At 70.5% G+C, this 16053-nt stretch carries 19 protein-coding genes; 4 read left to right on the forward strand and 15 right to left on the reverse strand.

Annotated elements, in window-relative coordinates; translation table 11 throughout:
- Positions 1–8 precede the first annotated feature (8 nt).
- Entirely contained in the window at positions 9–863 is an 855-nt protein-coding gene (speB, locus tag K6T50_RS07030) for an agmatinase (RefSeq protein WP_222608678.1), read from the reverse strand.
- Positions 864–867: 4 nt separating this feature from the next.
- Complete coding sequence (locus K6T50_RS07035) at positions 868–1245, reverse strand: translation initiation factor IF-5A (protein WP_222608679.1); 378 nt, start codon at positions 1243–1245, stop codon at positions 868–870.
- A gap of 130 nt (positions 1246–1375) precedes the next feature.
- Between K6T50_RS07035 and K6T50_RS07040 the strand changes: the two genes are divergently transcribed.
- Positions 1376–1783, forward strand: coding sequence for a hypothetical protein (locus tag K6T50_RS07040; RefSeq protein WP_222608680.1), 408 nt, complete (start codon positions 1376–1378; stop codon positions 1781–1783).
- A 27-nt stretch (positions 1784–1810) separates the two neighbouring features.
- Here K6T50_RS07040 and K6T50_RS07045 read toward each other — a convergent pair whose 3' ends face one another.
- The 4 genes from K6T50_RS07045 to K6T50_RS07060 all read right to left on the reverse strand — a co-directional run bounded on the left by K6T50_RS07045 (position 1811) and on the right by K6T50_RS07060 (position 4376).
- On the reverse strand, positions 1811–2542 hold the full coding sequence (locus tag K6T50_RS07045; RefSeq protein WP_222608681.1) for an SDR family NAD(P)-dependent oxidoreductase: 732 nt from the start codon (positions 2540–2542) through the stop codon (positions 1811–1813).
- A 23-nt stretch (positions 2543–2565) separates the two neighbouring features.
- Complete coding sequence (locus K6T50_RS07050; RefSeq protein ID WP_222608682.1) at positions 2566–3012, reverse strand: desampylase; 447 nt, start codon at positions 3010–3012, stop codon at positions 2566–2568.
- Positions 3013–3031: 19 nt separating this feature from the next.
- A complete protein-coding gene (locus K6T50_RS07055; protein WP_222608683.1) occupies positions 3032–3625 on the reverse strand; it encodes an NUDIX hydrolase in 594 nt (197 codons plus the stop codon).
- Between the two features lie 337 nt (positions 3626–3962).
- A complete protein-coding gene (locus K6T50_RS07060; protein ID WP_222608684.1) occupies positions 3963–4376 on the reverse strand; it encodes an Lrp/AsnC family transcriptional regulator in 414 nt (137 codons plus the stop codon).
- A 97-nt stretch (positions 4377–4473) separates the two neighbouring features.
- Between K6T50_RS07060 and carA the strand changes: the two genes are divergently transcribed.
- Complete coding sequence (gene carA, locus K6T50_RS07065; RefSeq protein ID WP_222608685.1) at positions 4474–5541, forward strand: glutamine-hydrolyzing carbamoyl-phosphate synthase small subunit; 1068 nt, start codon at positions 4474–4476, stop codon at positions 5539–5541.
- An 82-nt stretch (positions 5542–5623) separates the two neighbouring features.
- Here carA and K6T50_RS07070 read toward each other — a convergent pair whose 3' ends face one another.
- Both K6T50_RS07070 and K6T50_RS07075 read right to left on the reverse strand, forming a co-directional pair.
- The gene (locus K6T50_RS07070; RefSeq protein WP_222608686.1) at positions 5624–6085 is read right to left on the reverse strand and encodes a type II toxin-antitoxin system VapC family toxin; all 462 of its coding nucleotides are present in this window, start codon (positions 6083–6085) and stop codon (positions 5624–5626) included.
- Positions 6082–6351 carry an AbrB/MazE/SpoVT family DNA-binding domain-containing protein gene (locus tag K6T50_RS07075; RefSeq protein WP_222608687.1) on the reverse strand — a complete coding sequence of 90 codons (270 nt, stop codon included), beginning with the start codon at positions 6349–6351 and terminating at the stop codon, positions 6082–6084. Before K6T50_RS07075 ends, K6T50_RS07070 begins: the two co-directional genes overlap by 4 nt.
- 122 nt (positions 6352–6473) lie before the next feature.
- Between K6T50_RS07075 and K6T50_RS07080 the strand changes: the two genes are divergently transcribed.
- Entirely contained in the window at positions 6474–8285 is a 1812-nt protein-coding gene (locus K6T50_RS07080; protein ID WP_222608688.1) for a Rieske (2Fe-2S) protein, read from the forward strand.
- 88 nt (positions 8286–8373) lie between these two features.
- On the opposite strand, the gene K6T50_RS07085 is transcribed toward K6T50_RS07080, so the two are convergent.
- The 7 genes from K6T50_RS07085 to ahbB all read right to left on the reverse strand — a co-directional run bounded on the left by K6T50_RS07085 (position 8374) and on the right by ahbB (position 14496).
- Entirely contained in the window at positions 8374–9129 is a 756-nt protein-coding gene (locus K6T50_RS07085) for an HAD family hydrolase (protein ID WP_222608689.1), read from the reverse strand.
- Positions 9130–9258: 129 nt separating this feature from the next.
- Entirely contained in the window at positions 9259–9708 is a 450-nt protein-coding gene (gene lwrS, locus K6T50_RS07090; protein ID WP_222608690.1) for an LWR-salt protein, read from the reverse strand.
- A 14-nt stretch (positions 9709–9722) separates the two neighbouring features.
- Positions 9723–10007 (reverse strand): 4a-hydroxytetrahydrobiopterin dehydratase, encoded by a 285-nt coding sequence (locus tag K6T50_RS07095; protein WP_222608691.1) that lies wholly within the window; start codon positions 10005–10007, stop codon positions 9723–9725.
- Positions 10008–10162: 155 nt separating this feature from the next.
- Positions 10163–11083, reverse strand: coding sequence for a DUF7260 family protein (locus K6T50_RS07100; protein WP_222608692.1), 921 nt, complete (start codon positions 11081–11083; stop codon positions 10163–10165).
- A 99-nt stretch (positions 11084–11182) separates the two neighbouring features.
- Positions 11183–12514, reverse strand: a complete 1332-nt coding sequence (gene hemA, locus K6T50_RS07105; protein WP_222608693.1) for a glutamyl-tRNA reductase — start codon at positions 12512–12514, stop codon at positions 11183–11185.
- Positions 12507–13145, reverse strand: coding sequence for a precorrin-2 dehydrogenase/sirohydrochlorin ferrochelatase family protein (locus tag K6T50_RS07110; RefSeq protein WP_222608694.1), 639 nt, complete (start codon positions 13143–13145; stop codon positions 12507–12509). Before K6T50_RS07110 ends, hemA begins: the two co-directional genes overlap by 8 nt.
- A gap of 256 nt (positions 13146–13401) precedes the next feature.
- Complete coding sequence (gene ahbB / locus K6T50_RS07115) at positions 13402–14496, reverse strand: siroheme decarboxylase subunit beta (protein ID WP_222608695.1); 1095 nt, start codon at positions 14494–14496, stop codon at positions 13402–13404.
- Between the two features lie 201 nt (positions 14497–14697).
- Here ahbB and K6T50_RS07120 point away from each other — a divergent pair, with 201 nt between their 5' ends.
- Complete coding sequence (locus K6T50_RS07120; RefSeq protein WP_222608696.1) at positions 14698–16044, forward strand: right-handed parallel beta-helix repeat-containing protein; 1347 nt, start codon at positions 14698–14700, stop codon at positions 16042–16044.
- The last annotated feature ends 9 nt before the right edge of the window (positions 16045–16053 follow it).

Here is a 16053-nt window from a genome sequence, read left to right on the forward strand (position 1 = left end):
AGAAGACGTCAGCGCGCGTCCGCGTGCGAGTACACCGCCTCGCGCAGGAGCTTCCCGGCCAGCGCCGCCGCCTGGCCGTCGTCGCGGTCGTTCACCTCGACGGCGTCGATCCCGACGCAGTGGGGTGCCACCGCCCGCACGGCGTCGCGGATCTCGCGGGGCGAGAGGCCGAACGGCTCCATCGTGCCCGTGCCCGGCGCGAAACCGGGATCGGCGCCGTCGATGTCGATCGAGAGGTACGCCTCACGGCCGCCGAAGCCGTCGAACTCGCGGACCCAGTCGGTCACGTCCTCGGGCGCGACGACGGTCACGTCGGGGGCGTCGGCGCGCTCCCACTCCTCGGGGGAGCCGGTGCGCGCGCCGAGCACGACCACCTCGTCGACGGTTGGGTGGTCGCCTCCCGAGCTCTCGTCGCTCTCGTATCCGTCGAGACACCGTCGGACGACACACGCGTGGCTCAGCGGGTTGCCGTCGTAGGCGTCGCGCAGATCGAGGTGTGCGTCGACCGTGACGAGCACGTCGGGGTCGCTGGCGCGCACCCCCGCCCAAGTGACGGTGTGTTCGCCGCCCAGGAGGAACGGGACGGCGTCGTCGATGACGGCCGCGCGCAGCTCGGCGGTCAGGTGATCGAGGTACTCGTCGAGTGCGTCCCACGCGGGCACGTCGCCCGCGTCGTGGACGCGGAGATCGGAGAAGAACGAATCCGTCCGTCGGTCGTAGTCGTCGTAGGTCGCGGCGAACTTGCGGACCCGCTCGGGTCCGAAGCGGGTCCCCGGCTGGAACGTCGTCGTCGCGTCGAGCGGCGCGCCCGTGAGGACGTACGCCGCCTCGTCGCGATCGGCGTTCGCGCCGGGGAAGCGCATGGGACTATCCGACGACCTTCCGCTGTCCCTCGTACTCGAGGTACTCGATGTTCTGGTCGGGCGTGAAGTCCTCGTCCTCGGGTACGCGCATCGTGAACGTCTCGTAGGTGTCGAGGTCCATGACCTGGGCGTCGTTGCCGGAGACGGAGACGACCTGGCCCTGCTTGCGCTGGATGATCGGCACCCACACCTTCGCGTCGACGGGCTGGGAGAGCGATCGCTTCTTGTCGTCGAACACGCCCTTGCCCTCGATCCGGGCCTTCGCGCTCCCGTGCTTGCCGGGCTTCGCGGTGCTGTAGGCGTTGATCTTGCAGGGGGAGTCCTCCATCATCACGTAGCTCCCCTCTTGCAGCTCGCGGACCTGCTTCTGCTCTCTCGGCATACCACGCGGTTCCCGTCGGACCGGTATAAACGGTTTGATAGCGCCGGAGGCGCGGGAGATCCGTCACGCGCTGCGCCGAGTGAGCACGGCTCACTACGTGATTATCTCCCGTCACGGCGAACGGGATCCTATGACCGACGACACGGGGAGGCCGACCCGCGACGGACGAACCCGACCCGAAGACGGCGACGAGACCGCCAGGGACGACAGCGAGGCCGTCCCGGGAACGATCGGCGAGGCGAGCGCGGCGGCCTCCGACACGTCGCCCGACGACGAGACGCCGATGGCGAAGGTGTACTACGAGGACGGGGATCCGGTGGTGCTCGCGGCGGCGTTCGTCATCGAGGACTGGCCGTGGGTCGTCGGCTTCGACCAGGCCGGCACCGACGGCTACGACTACGTCTCGATCCCGATCGACCGGATCGTCGGCGTTCGCAGCCCGCGGTACGCCGCCTTCTCGCACAACGGCCGTCGCGTCACCGCCTACGGCGTCATGGACGGGGAGACACGGGAGTTCCGCGATCTGCTCCCGTTGTAAGGCACAGCATCGTCGCTGGCTACGCCGTCACCAGTCGATGACCTCGCGGTTCCGCCAGAACCGCCCGCCGGGACCGTCGCGAAAGCGCGCGAGCCACGTCGGCGTCGCCGCGCCCTCGGCGGGCGTCCGCGGCGCCTCCTCGCCGCCCATCTCGGTGTGGGCCCAGCCGGGACACGCCGAATTGGCGATCAGCCCCTCGTCGGCGTACTCGCCGTGGAGGTACTTCGTGAGCCCGTTGAGGCCAGTCTTCGTCACGCGGTAGGCCGGCGACCCGCCGGACTGCTCCTCGCCGAGCGCGCCCATCCCCGAGGAGACGTTGACGATCCGCGGGGAGTCGGTGTTCAACATCGGCGGGAGCGCGTACTTGCACAGCAGCATGGGGCCGCGGAGGTTCACCGAGATGGAGTGGTCGATGTGGTGCGTCTGCTCCTCGTGTAGCGGCTCCCCGAAGTGACCGACGCCGGCGTTGTTGACGAGGATGTCGAGCCCGTCCTCGGACTCGCCGATCCGGTTCAGCGCGTCCTGGATGTCGCCCTCCTGGCTCACGTCGAGTGTCACGCGCTCGTACTCCTCGGGGAGGTCGTAGGTGACGCTGCGCACGCCCGCGTAGACGGTCGCGCCCAGCTCGGCGAGGTTGCTCGCGATCTCGGCGCCGATGCCGCGGTTGGCGCCCGTGACGAGCGCGGCCTGCCCCGAGAGGTCGTCGTACAGGTCCGGCTCGGCGGCGGGCGTGCCCGCGTCGGCGTCGCTGTCGGTCATACCCGGCGTTGGGAGCCGGGACATTACGGCGTTTCGACCCGGAGCCGCCGGAACGACTCGCCGGTCCAGCGGTACGCGACGACCGCCTCGGGGGCGACGATCGCGTAGACGTAGCCCGTCCACGTCGCGCGATCGCGGTCGGTGTCGGAGGGCGCGGCCGGGCCGCGGGGATGGCTGTGGTAGAAACCGACCACGTCGCGGTCGCGGGCCTCGGCGTCCTCGATCACGGCGACCGTCTCCGCGGGGTCGAGCTCGTAGCGGCGCTCGGGGTCGGCGGCGACGTTGTCGACGGGGACCGCCTCGGCGACGCGGTCGGCCGTGCCCGCGTCTTGCTCCTCGCGTTCCGCGTCAGCGTCGCCCGCGCGGTCGCCGAGGAGGATCCCGCACACTTCGGCGGGCGCGCCGGCGACGCGGCGCTCGTGCAGGGTGTCGCGCACGTCGGCCGGGAGCAGGAGGCGGTCGGCGGTCACGGGAGCGGGCGTCGCCGGGTTACTCGAAGTCGCGCCGCATGGCGATCTCGAACCACGGGCATAGACGGAGTTGGCGGTACCACTCGGGGTGCTCGTGGAGGTGTTCGTAGTCGACCCACAGCAGGCCCGCGATCTCCTCCTCGTCGGGGTCGAGCGCGTCGTCCTCCAGCGTGACCTTCAGGACGGCACACACCTCCCACTCCAGCCCCGCGTTCTCGAAGTAGCGCTTGTACTCGAAGCGGTCGGTGAGGGTCACCTCGTCGTACTGGTCGGGGGTGATGCCGAGTTCCTCCTCCAGTCGCTCGCGGGTGGCCTCCTTCTGCGTCTGGCCCTCGACGGGGTGGGATGCGACCGTGCCGTCCCAGTAGGTGCCCCACAGGCGCTTTCCGGGCGCGCGTTGGCCCAGGAGAAGGCGGCCGTTCGAGTCGAAGACGAGGCAGGTGAACGCCCGGTGGCGGATGCCGTCCCCGGTGTGGGCGTCCAGCCGGTTCACGGTCCCCTGCGGGGTGTCGTCGCCGTCGACGGCGATCACGTCCTGGAGGGCGTTCTCGTGTTCCGGCTCCTCGTTCGCGGTCGCCGCGGCGTCGCTCGCGCCGGCGTCCTCTGTGCTCATGGCGCGTTCTGCGTGAGGGCGCACCATGACCGCTTCGGTGTCGGTTCGGTGTGGGATCCGGTTCGTCGGGAGTGGTGGAAATCGAGGCGGCGATCGCCGAAACCGCGACAGCGACGACGGACCACACCGCGAAAGCCCCCGAGCGTCTGCGGTCGCGCGGAACGCGCTGCGCTCCTCGCTCCCTCCGGTCGCTCCGGTGCTTGCGGTCCCGAGCTTCCCGCAGACGCTCGGCCCCTTTCAGTCCCACCCGGCGGAGTCTCCGTCCAGCGTCGCCGCCCCTCCCACGGTGTGCACGAACCGCACCGGGCTGTGCGGGACCGGACCCGACGGCGGCGACCTACCCGAGCCGCTCGTCCAGAATGAGCCGCGTCTTCGTCCCCTCGATCTCGTCGAGCTCGCGGGCGCGCGTGATGAGCTCGTTCACCGCGCGGGTGTCCACGCAGTCGACGATGAGCACGATGTCCTCCTGACCCGAAACCTGCCAGACGAAGTCGACCTCCTCCCAGTCGGCCAGCCGCTCGGAAACGGCGCTGGTGTTGACGTTCATGTCGACGCTGATCTCCACCATCGCCTTCACGTTCCCCGTGCGCGTGGTGACGGTGAAGCGCTCGATGACGCCCTCGCTGGTCATCCGGTCCACCCGGTTTCGCACCGTCCCCTCGCTCGTGCCGACCTCCTCGGCGATCTCCGTGTACGGCGTCCGCGCGTCCCGTCGCAGGAGGTTGAGGATGCGCCGGTCCAGGTCGTCCATGCACGCCCTTGCCGGAGGTGGCGCATAGTGGTTACGAATTTCGTAACGAATCTTCGAACGACGCACTTATGTGCCGTCCGATGATGTGTATCTCGTAATGGCGGACGCCTACGTCGCCCTGGCCGACGGCCGTGTCTTCGAGGCACGCGCCCGCGCGCCGGGCCGGACACGTGGTGAACTGGTGTTCACGACCGCGTACACCGGGTACGAGGAGTCGCTCACGGACCCCTCCTACGAGGAGCAGGTCCTCACGTTCTCCTACCCGTTGATCGGAAACTACGGCGTCCGAGCGGAGCGATTCGAGTCCGATCGCGTCCACCCGAACGCCGCGATCGCCCGCGAGTTCACCGACGACGTGGCCGAGTGGCTCGAGTCCGAGGGCGTGCCCGCGGTCGACCACCTCGACACCCGCGACATCGTCACGAGCGTGCGCGAGGAGGGCGCGATGGCCTGCGGCATCGCCGCCGGACCGGACGCGACCCCCGAGGCCGCGAAGGAGGAGCTGGAGCAGTGCGTCGAGATGTCCGACCACCTCGATATCGGCAAGCAGGTGTCGACGGACGAGCCGTACACCGTCGAGGGCGACGGCGAGTACGACGTGGCGCTCGTCGACTGCGGCATGAAGGGCTCCATCCCCTCCTCGCTGACCGAGCGCGGCGCCGACGTGCACGTGCTGCCGTACGACGTGGACGCCGAGACGGTCGCGGAGCTGGACCCGGACGTGCTGTTCGTCTCGAACGGCCCCGGCGACCCCGCGAACTTCGAGTCCGCGCAGGCGCTCGTCGAGGAGTTCGCCGGCGAGGTCCCGCTGGCGGGCATCTGTCTCGGCCAGCAGATCGTCGCCCGCGCGTTCGGCGGCGACACCGAGAAGATGGCCTTCGGCCACCACGGCGTCAACCAGCCCGTGCGCGACGTGGAGACGGGACAGGTCGTCATGACGACCCAGAACCACGGCTACTCCGTCGCCGACCCCGGCGACTTGGAGGTGACGCAGTTGAACGTCAACGACGACACCGCCGAGGGGCTCAAAAGCGACGAGTGCGCGGTCATCACCCGGCAGTACCATCCCGAGGCGAACCCCGGCCCGCACGACTCGCTGGGCTTCTTCGACGAGGTGCTCGAGATGGCCGAGGGCGGGTCGCGGACGCCGGTTACGGCGGACTGACGCTCGGTCGAGCAAGTGGGACGCCCGAGAACCGTGGCGCATTCGAGGCGCCGTTCCATCGCGGGCGGAACGACTGGGCGATCTACTTGTTCGCGGTCGCGAACTGCTGTAACACGTCCTCGGGTACTGGGTTCCGGTACGACACCGGCTCTTCGGAACAGAGCCGCTCGAAGTCCCTGTCGGTGGTGACGAGTTCGTCTGCATCCCTCTCGCGTGCCAGCGCGAGGTAGAAACAGTCGTACACGTCGTGGTTCTTTTCGGCGCTCAGTTCGTACGCGAGCCGGATCGTGTCGGCGTCGGCGTTCGCGAACTCCATCGGGTACTCGAGAAGCGAGGAGACCGCGTTGCGAGCGTCGACGGTGTCGAACCCCAGGTCCTCCAGAATCCACTGAACTCGGAGCGGGAGATAGCCGAACGTGATCAGTGTGTCCGTACCGGAGAGGGCGGGAACGAGCGTATCGGCCACGTAGCGGTGTCCGGGATGGTCGTCGACCAACTGGATCGCGAGAGCGTTAACGTCCGCGAGCAGCCGACGGCCGCTCACTGGCGACCCCCAAACGTGCCCGACCCGGCATCGCGGAACGCTTCCGGACCCCAATCGCTGCCCCGAGTCAGGGTGTCGAGGTCGGGGAGGTTCCGGACGAGCCGAATGTCCCCGTTCTCGCGAACGACGGTGAACTCGGTCCCGTCCTCCAGGTTGAGTTCGTCACGGAGGCGTTTCGGGATCGTCAACCGCCCGCGCTCGTTCAACGTCGCCGTTCCGTACGCCTCGCCGTTCGTCGCCTCGTCGACTACATCGTTCAGACTCATTCAATCACCACAATTCGATCAAACCAATCGAATCACAATAGTCATTGGGGTAATAGTGACAGACAGAATACAAAACTCCACTTCCGAGAAGCTACTTCCCCGTTCGTGTCGTCTCGGCGAGTATGGCAGTCGATGACACGGAACCCGACGGGTACAGCGAGGCGGTCGACCTCGACGAGCTCCGAGCCGAGGGGCGCGCGCTGACGGCCGTCGACGGGACGCCGATCGCGTTGTTCTACCACGAGGGCGAGGTACGGGCGGTGAACAACCGCTGTCCGCACATGGGCTTTCCCCTGACGGAGGGCAGCGTCGACGAGGGCGTGCTCACCTGTCACTGGCACCACGCCCGCTTCGAGCTCTCCTGCGGCGACACGTTCGACCCATGGGCCGACGACGTCGACACCTATCCGACCGAGATCCGGGAGGGGACGGTGTACGTCTCGCCGGCGCCGCGGCGCTCGGACCCGCCGGCGATCCACTGGCGCGAGCGCCTCGACGACGGCCTCGAACAGAACCTCCGGCTCGTGCTGGCGAAGTCGGCGGTCGCGCTCGTCGACGCGGGCGTCGACCCGGCCGAGGTCGTCGAGCGCGGCGTCACCTTCGGCGTGCGCAACCGCGCCGACGGGTGGAGCTCCGGGCTCACCATCCTCGTCGCGCTGGCGAACCGACTCTCCGATCTGGACGAGCAGGACCGCAAGCGCGCGCTGTACCAGGGGCTCACGGAGGTCGCCGGCGACTGCGACGGCGAGGCGCCGAAGTTCGAGCAGGAGGCGTTCGCGGCGACGGATGTGCCCTTCGAGCGCCTGCGGTCGTGGTTCCGCGAGAACGTCGAGGTGCGCGACGCCGACGGCGCCGAGCGCGTGCTGCGCACCGCCGTCGCCGCCGGCTACGGCCCGGAGAAGCTGACCGAGCTGCTCGTCGTCGCGGCGACGGACCACCGCTATCTCGACACGGGCCACACGTTCGACTACGTGAACAAGGCGACCGAGGCGCTGGACCTGGTCGGCTGGGACGACGAGGAGCGCACCGCCGAGGTCCTCTCGTCGCTCGTGCGGGGGCTCGCGACCGCCGACCGCGCCGAGGAGACCTCCTCGTGGCGCCAGCCCGACGACCTCGCGGCGATGTGCGAGGAGTCGTTCGCCCGCCTCGACGACCTCGTCGCCGCCGGCGAGGGGGAGACGTGGACCGAGCCCGACGACTTCACCGAGCGCCTGCACGCGGCCGACCCCGAGACGGTGTTCGACGCGGTGGAGGGAGCGATCGAGAACGGGGCGACCGTCGAGCAGCTCGCGAGCGCGGTGTCGTTCGCGGCCGCAAAGCGCGTGGCGCTGTTCGCCACGAGCAACGAGTTCAACGACTGGAACACGGTCCATCACACGTTCACCTTCGCGAACGCGGTCCACCGGGCGGCCGAGCGGACGGACGCGACCGCGCTGTATCGCGGCGTGTTCGACGCCGCGGTGAACGTCTACCTCGACCGGTTCCTCAACACGCCGCCGGCGCCGGAGGCGACGGGCGACCCCGACGCCGATCCGGATGCCGCGTTAGAGTCGCTCCGGGGGGCATTCGAGCAGCAGGGGAAGGTGCAACGGGCCGGCGACGCGGTCGCCGACTACCTCGCCGCCGGCGGCGACCCCGACCGCCTGAAGGCCGAGCTGGGGAACGCGCTGCTGGTCGAGGACACCGGCTTCCACACCTTCCAGGCGTACGAGGCCGCCTGCCGGCAGTTCGACGCACGGGAGGACCCGGAGGAGCGCCGGGACTGTCTCGTGGCCGCCGCGCGCTACATGGCCGCGCACTACCCGACGCGCCGCTCGCGCGAGCAGACGTTCTCCATCGCCGCGCGGCTGCTGCGCGGCGAGCGGGTCCACGGCGACGCGGACGGCGACGCCGGCGCGGACGAGTCGAGCCCCGAGGCGAGCGCGGACGACTGACCGAGGCCTCGGGGCTCGACCCGGTTTGACCGGCCGGAGACTCGGGGGCGACCCGGTGGACCGACCGGATGCTCGGCGACGCGCCGGATCAGTCCGTTCGGTCGCCGTCGAAGCCGGACCCGTCGGCGCGGGTGAGTCCCGTTCCCCACGCGACGCCCGAGGCGGGTCCAGCGGTGCCCGCGGCGCCGGCCGAGCCCGTTCGCGGCAGGTCGTCGAAGCTCCACACCCGGTGGTCCGCCCGGACGCAGCGCCCGCGCTCCTCGTGCCCGTGGCGTTCGACGTGGACGGCGTCGAGGCCGGCGTTCCAGGCGGCGCCCACGTCGCTGGCACCGTCGCCGAGGTAGACGCCCCGCTGGGCCGTCGGGTCGACGCCGATGTCGTTCATCGCGGCGTGGAGGGGGTCGGGGGCGGGTTTCCACCCGGTCTCGTCGGAACACGCGAGGAACGTATCGAAGCGGTCGGTCAGCCCGAGCCGGTCGGTGACCGGGCGCGCCAGGAACTCGGCGCAGTGGGTGACGAGCCCCAGCGGCACGTCCCGCTCGTGGAGATCGCCGAGCAGGCGCGCGGCGTCGTCGTGGAGGTACGTCGCGTCGGCGCGCGCCTGCGGGTCCTCGACGGCGTGAAACGCCGGCCAGAACTCCGCGGGCTCGAGCCCCCATTCGCGCAGGAGAGGGTCGCGCGCGCCGGTCAGGCCGTGCCACAGCACCTCGGCCTGCCGGTCGGAGAAGTCGTAGTCGATGCGGGATCCGACCCGGTCGAACACCTCGCGGGTGTACGACCACTCGGCGTCGACGAGCGTGCCGTCGAGGTCGAACAGCCAGAAGTCGTACGTGTCGGGGACCATCGCGGAGTTTCGGATAGGTCGTTCCCGCTGTTATATCTTCGCCCCCTACCAACGGCGTTTGTCGCCGCCTACCCCGCTTCGGGCGGCCGGATCTCCGGTCGGAATCGCGGACAGGTGCCGGGGACGGCGTTAGCCCTCCTCTGTCTCCTCGTCATCTCTCCTGGACTCCCCGTCTCTCTCCCCGGACCTCTCGGTTGCCGGGTCGCCGTCCGCGTCGACGCGGATCGAGGAGCCGAAGTACTTGTGCAGCGCCTCCCGCACCGAGTCGGCGCGAAACGCCGCGAGGTCGTCGCCGACGGCCTCGCGCAGCGCCGCGAGGTACGCCTCGTCGGTCTCGAACTCCGCGAACGTCGCGGACAGCACCTCGACGCCCTCCGGGAGCCGGTCGCCACAGAGCCGTCGCGCGTGCTCGTCGTCGTTCGCCTCGCCGCGCCACAGCGTGTCCCGAAACAGCAGCCATCCCTCCTCGCCCGGCGGCGGCGCGGGGATCCGAAGCACCGTCTCGAAGGCGTCCGGGTCGATCCGCGCGCGCCGCGGCGAGAGCGTGAAGCGCACCCGGAAGACGTACGACGCGTCCACGGCCTCCGCCCCGGTTACCCCGCGAGTTCGTTCAGCCGTTCGGCCAGGTCGATGTCCTTCCCGGTGACGCCGCCGGCGTCGTGGGTGGTGAGGCGGACCTCGACCTCGCGCCACTCGACGGTCATCGACGGGTGGTGGAACGCCTCCTCGGCGAGCCCGCCCGCGCCGGCCGCGAAGCCGACCCCCTCGAGATACGAGTCGAACTCGAAGGTGCGGGCGATCTCGTCGGCGTCGGCGTCGTGGTGCCAGCCGTCGGGCAGTGCCCCCGCGATCTCGTCGGCGTCGAGTACGTCGCTCACATACACCGGGACGGTCGCCCGGGCCAAAAGCGTACCTCGAGTTGTGGCCCGCGGGAACGGTTCGGACGCGTTCGGCGGCTACGGGATGTGCTCGTCGCTACGTGACGCGCTCGTCGGGTTCAGAACTCGTTCGAAACGAAACGCGCCGGGACGCCTCAGCGGTCGCCCGCGGCGGACGCCAGCGCGGACTTCGCGTCGTCGATCAGCGAGAGCGTTCCCGCGCCCGCCGACAGCACCGGGTACGGCGACGCCAGCGAGCGATAGAGGTAGTCGAACCAGTGGCGACGGTCGCCCTCCTCGTCGTGGATCCGGGCCTGTCGGTCCGACAACAGCGACTCGACGCGCCCCTCGTGCCACTCGAGGCGCTCGTAGTCGGCGACGATGTCGGTGTAGGTCGCGCGCGACAGGTCGCGATCGACGACTCCCTCGCTCGTGTCGACCGCGGGCGAGAGCGTCGACTCGGCCGCCTCGATCGACGACCGCTCGGTCTCCAGCTTCGAGAGCAGCTCCGCGCGCTCCTCGCTGGCGTGTCGGGCGCCGCTCGCGAGCGTCGTCCGCAGCGACGGGGTCAACGCCCCGCCGTCCTCGACGAGCGCGCTCGCGACCGGCGCGGAGAACTCCTCGGCGACGTTCGTCGCGAGCGTCTCGTCGTACTCCTCCTCGTAGTGGGCCGTCGCCATCACCGTCTCGCGGTAGGCCCGACGGGCGTCAGCCAGTCCGTCCTCGTCGACGGTCGCCCCCCCGGCCGGCACCGTCAGCACGTTGGTTCCCCCGCCGGTCGGCGTCGGACGCGCGCGCTCGCTCGACTCGAGCTTCGCGACGCGGCGCCGGAACTGTTCGAACGCGTCCCGTTCCGCGCGCGTTCGAGTCACCTCCCGCGCGAGCGCCTCGCGTGCGCCGTCGAGCCGCGACAGCACCGCTCCCGCGATCAGGAGGAACACGGCCGTCATCCCCAGGACGGCGAGCCCCACCGCGATGTCCGGGTGCTCACACGCCGCGGCCCGGCACATCGACTCCACCCCCAGTTCGACGGGCTCGGTCGAGAGCCGACCGACCCCGCGACTCGCTCCGTTCATACACACACGTGTGACGGCATCGCACATCACAGTTTCCCCTAGAACCCATCGGGTCGAAATTTTCTCCCGGGCGTCGCCCGGAAACTGAGCGACAGGCCGCTACTCCTCGGAGAGTCGTTCGAGCACGCCGTCGGGGGGATCCGCGCTGCCGTCGGGCGATCGGGCTCCCCCGGGCGTCGACGGCGGCCCGTCGAACTCGGGGTCGAACAGCTGCATCGCCGTGTGGATCGTCTCCCAGTCGTCCTCGGCGGCCGCCTCGCGGAGGCTCTTCGTCGGCGCCGCGAGGAGCTGCCCGACGAGCGCGTCCGCGAGGGCGGCGACGGTCTCGCGCTGGTCGTCGGTGAGCTCGCCGTGCGCCTCCAGCTTCGCCATCGCCTCGCGCAGCTCGCGCTGTTTCGTCCGCTCGGCCGACTCGTACATCGCGGAGACGGCGTCGTCGGCGCGCTTTCGCTTGAACTCCTCGAGGAGCCGGTCGAACTCGGCGTCGATCATCCCCTCGACGGCCTCCGCGGCGCTCGCGCGGCGCTCGCGCGCCTCGTCGGTGACGGTCTCGAGGTCGTCGATGTCGCGGACGGCGACGCGCTCGTCCCCGGCGTCCGGGACGACGTCGCGGGGTTGACCCAGATCGATACACAGCGTCTCGCCCGCGTCGGCGACGGTCTCGTCGCGGACGGTCGGGTCGGTGGCGCCGGTGGCCGCGATGACGACGTCGGCCGCCGCCGCCTCCGCGGGGAGGGCGTCGATGCCGACCGCCGCCGACTCGGTGTCGAGATCGGACGCGACGTGTTCGGCGGTGCGGAGGGTCCTGTTGGCGACGACGATCCGGGAGACCGGCGAGGCGTCCAGCGCCCGCGCCGAGAGCAGTCCCATCTCGCCGGCGCCGACGACCAGCGCCGAGGCGTCCGCGAGGTCGGTCTCGCGGGCGGCGAGTTCGACCGCCGCCGAGCCGAGCGACAGCGACCCCTCGTTGATCGCCGTCTCCGCGCGTGCGCGCTTGCCCACCTGTCGTGCCTTCGAGAGCGCGTCGTCGAGCACGCCGCCGGACAGCCCCCCGACGCCGCGGGCGGCCTCCGCGGCGTCGCGCAGTTGCCCGAGGATCTGGTCCTCGCCGAGCACGAGCGACTCCAGCCCCGCGGCGACGCGCATGAGGTGCCGCAGGCTGTCCTCGTGGTCGAGGTGGACGACGGCGCCCTCGCGAACGTCGGGCGCGAACCGCTCGACGGCCGTCCGCGCGACGGCGGCGTCGTCGGCCGCGACGTACGCCTCGGCGCGGTTGCACGTCTGGATGGCGAACGCCTCCTCGACTCCCTCGCGGGCGAGCAGCTCGGACACGAGCGCCGTCGGGTCCGCGACGTGCGCGGACTCGATCTCGTCGACGGACGCGTTCGCGTGGCTCACGCTCACGCCCGCGACGACGCCGGTGTCAATCATCGGTCGCCTCCATGACTCGATTCGCTTCCTGTCGTGCGTTGGAGAGTCCGTCTTGTAAAGCCTTCCAAACCGCCGACGATCCGACCACCGCCCGAACCGCCTCCCGTCGGTCGGTCGGCTCCACCCCGGCCGCCTTCAGATCCGCCCGGATCTCCGCCACAAGGTCGGCCATCGGGCCCGCGCCCTCGATCTCCGACTCGATGCGCCGGCGGAGCTCCGTCGAGAGCGCGGGCGCGGCCCCGCCCGTCGCGACGGCGGCGACGACGGGGTCGTCGCGGACGGTCGCCGGCACGACGACGCTGCCCGCCTCGCGCCCGCCCGACCGGTCCGCCCGGTTCACGAGCGCCCCCGCCGCGCGGGCGGCGCGCTCGGCGGCCTCGTTCACCGCGTCGTCGTCCGTCGCGGCGACGACCAGCGCCGGGGCGAGTCGGTCGACCCAGTCGGGCACCTCCTCGGGCGCGGGCGCCGCGCGCACCAGCTCCGCGTCGCCGAAGTCGCGCTCGGCGAACGCGGGGCTGACGACGACCGTGCGCGCCTCCCGCGCGAACGTGCGGGCCTTGCGCGCGCCGACCGGCCCGCCGCCGACGACGAGCACCGTCTCGTCCGTGAAGTCGTGCAGCAGCGGGATCACGGTATCACCACGTCGTTGCCCGTCGGTTTCGCTCGCCGCATATAGTTCTGGGCCCCGGGACCGAGAGCCGTGGATCCCGGGCGAACGCGTTCGGGTCGGACGGGCGGCCGTGCTCGCACGGGTCCGGTCGGCCGCCGCGCCGGCGGCGTCCTCGGCGTCGCTCGTGTCGTCGGCGTCGCCCGTGTCCTCAGCATCCCTCGTCTCCTCGGTGTCTCTCGTGTCGTCGGCGTCGCCCGCGGCCCGGCGTCGGCGTCTATCACGCGTCCGTGGGCTCCGGGTCGTCGCTTCGGACCTGTGCGTCGGCGCGCTCGTCCAGCCGAATGCCCGTCTTCTTCAGGATGCGCGTCGAGAACAGCGAGTCCCACTCGTCCTCGTCCACGTCCCAGAACTCCGCCATCACCTCGCGAACCTGTTCGATGCGGCGGTCGGATTCCGCCTCGTCCCGGCCGTGGGTCATCGCGAAGAAGTTGTACGGCCACACGCCCTCGTGGCGCGGCCGGTGGTAGCAGTGGGTGACGAACCCCAGCGACGCGACCGCCGGGCCGACCTCCGAGAGCAGCTCGTCCGGCACGTCCCAGACGGTCATGCCGTTCTCGGTGTAGCCGAGCGCGTAGTGGTTCGGGATGACGCCGACGCGGCGCACCTTCCCCTCCTCGTTGAACCGCTTGATCGTCTCGACGACCCACTCGACGGGCTGGCCGACCGCGTCGGCCACGTCCGCGTAGGGCGTCTCCGTCACCGGCAGGCCGCCCTGTATCTCGACGACGAGGTCGCGCTCGCGGGCGGTGATCCCGCGCTCCTCGGAGGGCTCGACCTCGGGACCCAGCTGCGACAGGTCGAGGTCGCCGTCGCTCACGGGGCCCTCCAGCAGGAACTTCGCGCCGACGTGAAACTCCTCGCGCTTCGGGAGGTTGTACGTCTCCTGCCCCGTCGCCTCCTCGATGTCGGCGAGGACGCGATCGACTTCGGCCTCGCTGGCGACGGAAACGACGAACCACATGTTGAGGTGGGGGTGTTCGCGCTCGTAGTTGTGCGCGACCTCGCGAAAGTCGTTGACCGTCTCGGCCACCTCCTCGTACTCCTCCTCGGGCGCGTGCATCGCCACGAGCGTCGCGGTGCCGCCGATCTCCTCGGCGTTGACGAGCGCGCCGAACCGCGAGAGCACGCCGCGGTCGTCGAGGTCGCGCACCGTCGCGAGCAGTTCGTCGGCGTCGACCTCGACGCCACGCTCGGACAGCGCCGCCGCGGCCGGCTCCCACGGTCGTTCGACGACCGGGAACCCGCCCTGAAACGCGTTGACGACGGCGCGTTCGAGCGTCGAGAGGTCCGTGTCCGTCCCGACGTGATCCATACCCGTGCTCGGGACGCCGCGAGGATAAGCGTCGCGTTCGCGGGCGTCACAGATCCGACTACGCGACGAGCGCCACACAGCGCGCGACGAACGGGTACACGAAACGGGAGCGACGGGTCGGCCGATCTCGATCACCTCGCGACCCGTCGCGTTTGGCAGTCGCTACTAATGCCCATCGAGAACGTATCATCCACGATATCAATGGATCGACGACGGTTCCTACGGGCGACTGCGGCGGCGGGAGTTGCTGCGGTCACCGCCGGATGCGGAGGACTCCGGGAGGACTCAGACCAGCCACCGCCCGCTGATACCGCCGCGACCCCGTCAGGCACCGTCTCCACGTCGACCTCCGGACGAGCGACCGACACGGATCGATTCGACTCGGTCGTCGACCTCGCCGAGGCCGGCGCCGACGCGGACCGATCGCTCGTGCCGTACCTCGAACGACACCTGGCCGACGACACGATGGTCTACCTCCCCGCCGGCCGGTACCGCATGGACGACACCGTTCGCCTCCTGTCGTTCGACAACGTCGGTATCGTCGGCGACGGCGCCGTCATCGTTCCGCCTGACGGGTTCGACTCCACGCTCTTCGATCTCGGTCGGCCCGGCCGGGCGTCGAACCTGTTGATCGAGGGAATCACGTTCGACTTCCGTGCGCCGGACACCGGGTCGCGTCCCGTCTCCGCGCTCGTCGACGACGGCCTCGTCATCCGCGACCTCGCGGTGGTCGGCAAGCAGGACGCCGGCAGAGCGATGCTTCGAGCCGACGTCACCGACCCGGACGGAACCGGCCTCGTCGAACGGCTCCGACTCCCGGACGGCGCCGCGTACGAGACGCAGTCGACCGCCTTTCTCGTCGGCGACCGTCACCGCGGCGAACTTCGCTTCGAGGACTGTCGGATCGTCGGCTTTCCCGACAACGGGCTGTACGCCGATCCCGACCACGGACGCGTCGAAGTCGTCGGCGGCTACTACGCGAACTGCGACATCTCGAACGTCCGCGTCGGCAACGACAGCGTCGTCCGCGGCGTTCACGTCAGGAACGACACCGCGCCGTCGGGGTACGAGAACATGCGCGGCATCCGAGCCACACACGGCGACGGCGTCCTGGTCGAGGACTGCACCGTCGAGCTCGAGAGGGTTCCCGCGAGCGAGGGCGGAATCGTGATGAGCAGCCAACTGACCGCCGGAACGGTCCGGAACACTCGGATCGAGGTCGACGCCGACGGGGTCAGCGCGATCAGGGCGAAGTCGCCCGACGACGCCTTGGCCGACGGGGAACTGGTGTTCGAGGACATCACGGTGCGAGGGACCGCCGCGAACGGGGCGGCGATCGAGATGCTGAATCGAGAAGACTGTACGTTCGATCGGGCCACTGTCGTCCAATCGGGTGCGTCCCGCGACGGGTTTCTGTTCGACTACGTCTCGAGCGGGATCATCCGGGACTCGCACATCGACGTGACTGGCCGTCCGGTCGTGTCCGCCGACCGGGCGACTGTCGAGGTGTTCGATTCGCACCCTCTGGAGGTGAATACCTCCCGTTAGGATACTCGT

Origin of the sequence: Halobaculum magnesiiphilum, assembly GCF_019823105.1 — an archaeon.
Lineage (GTDB): Archaea > Halobacteriota > Halobacteria > Halobacteriales > Haloferacaceae > Halobaculum > Halobaculum magnesiiphilum.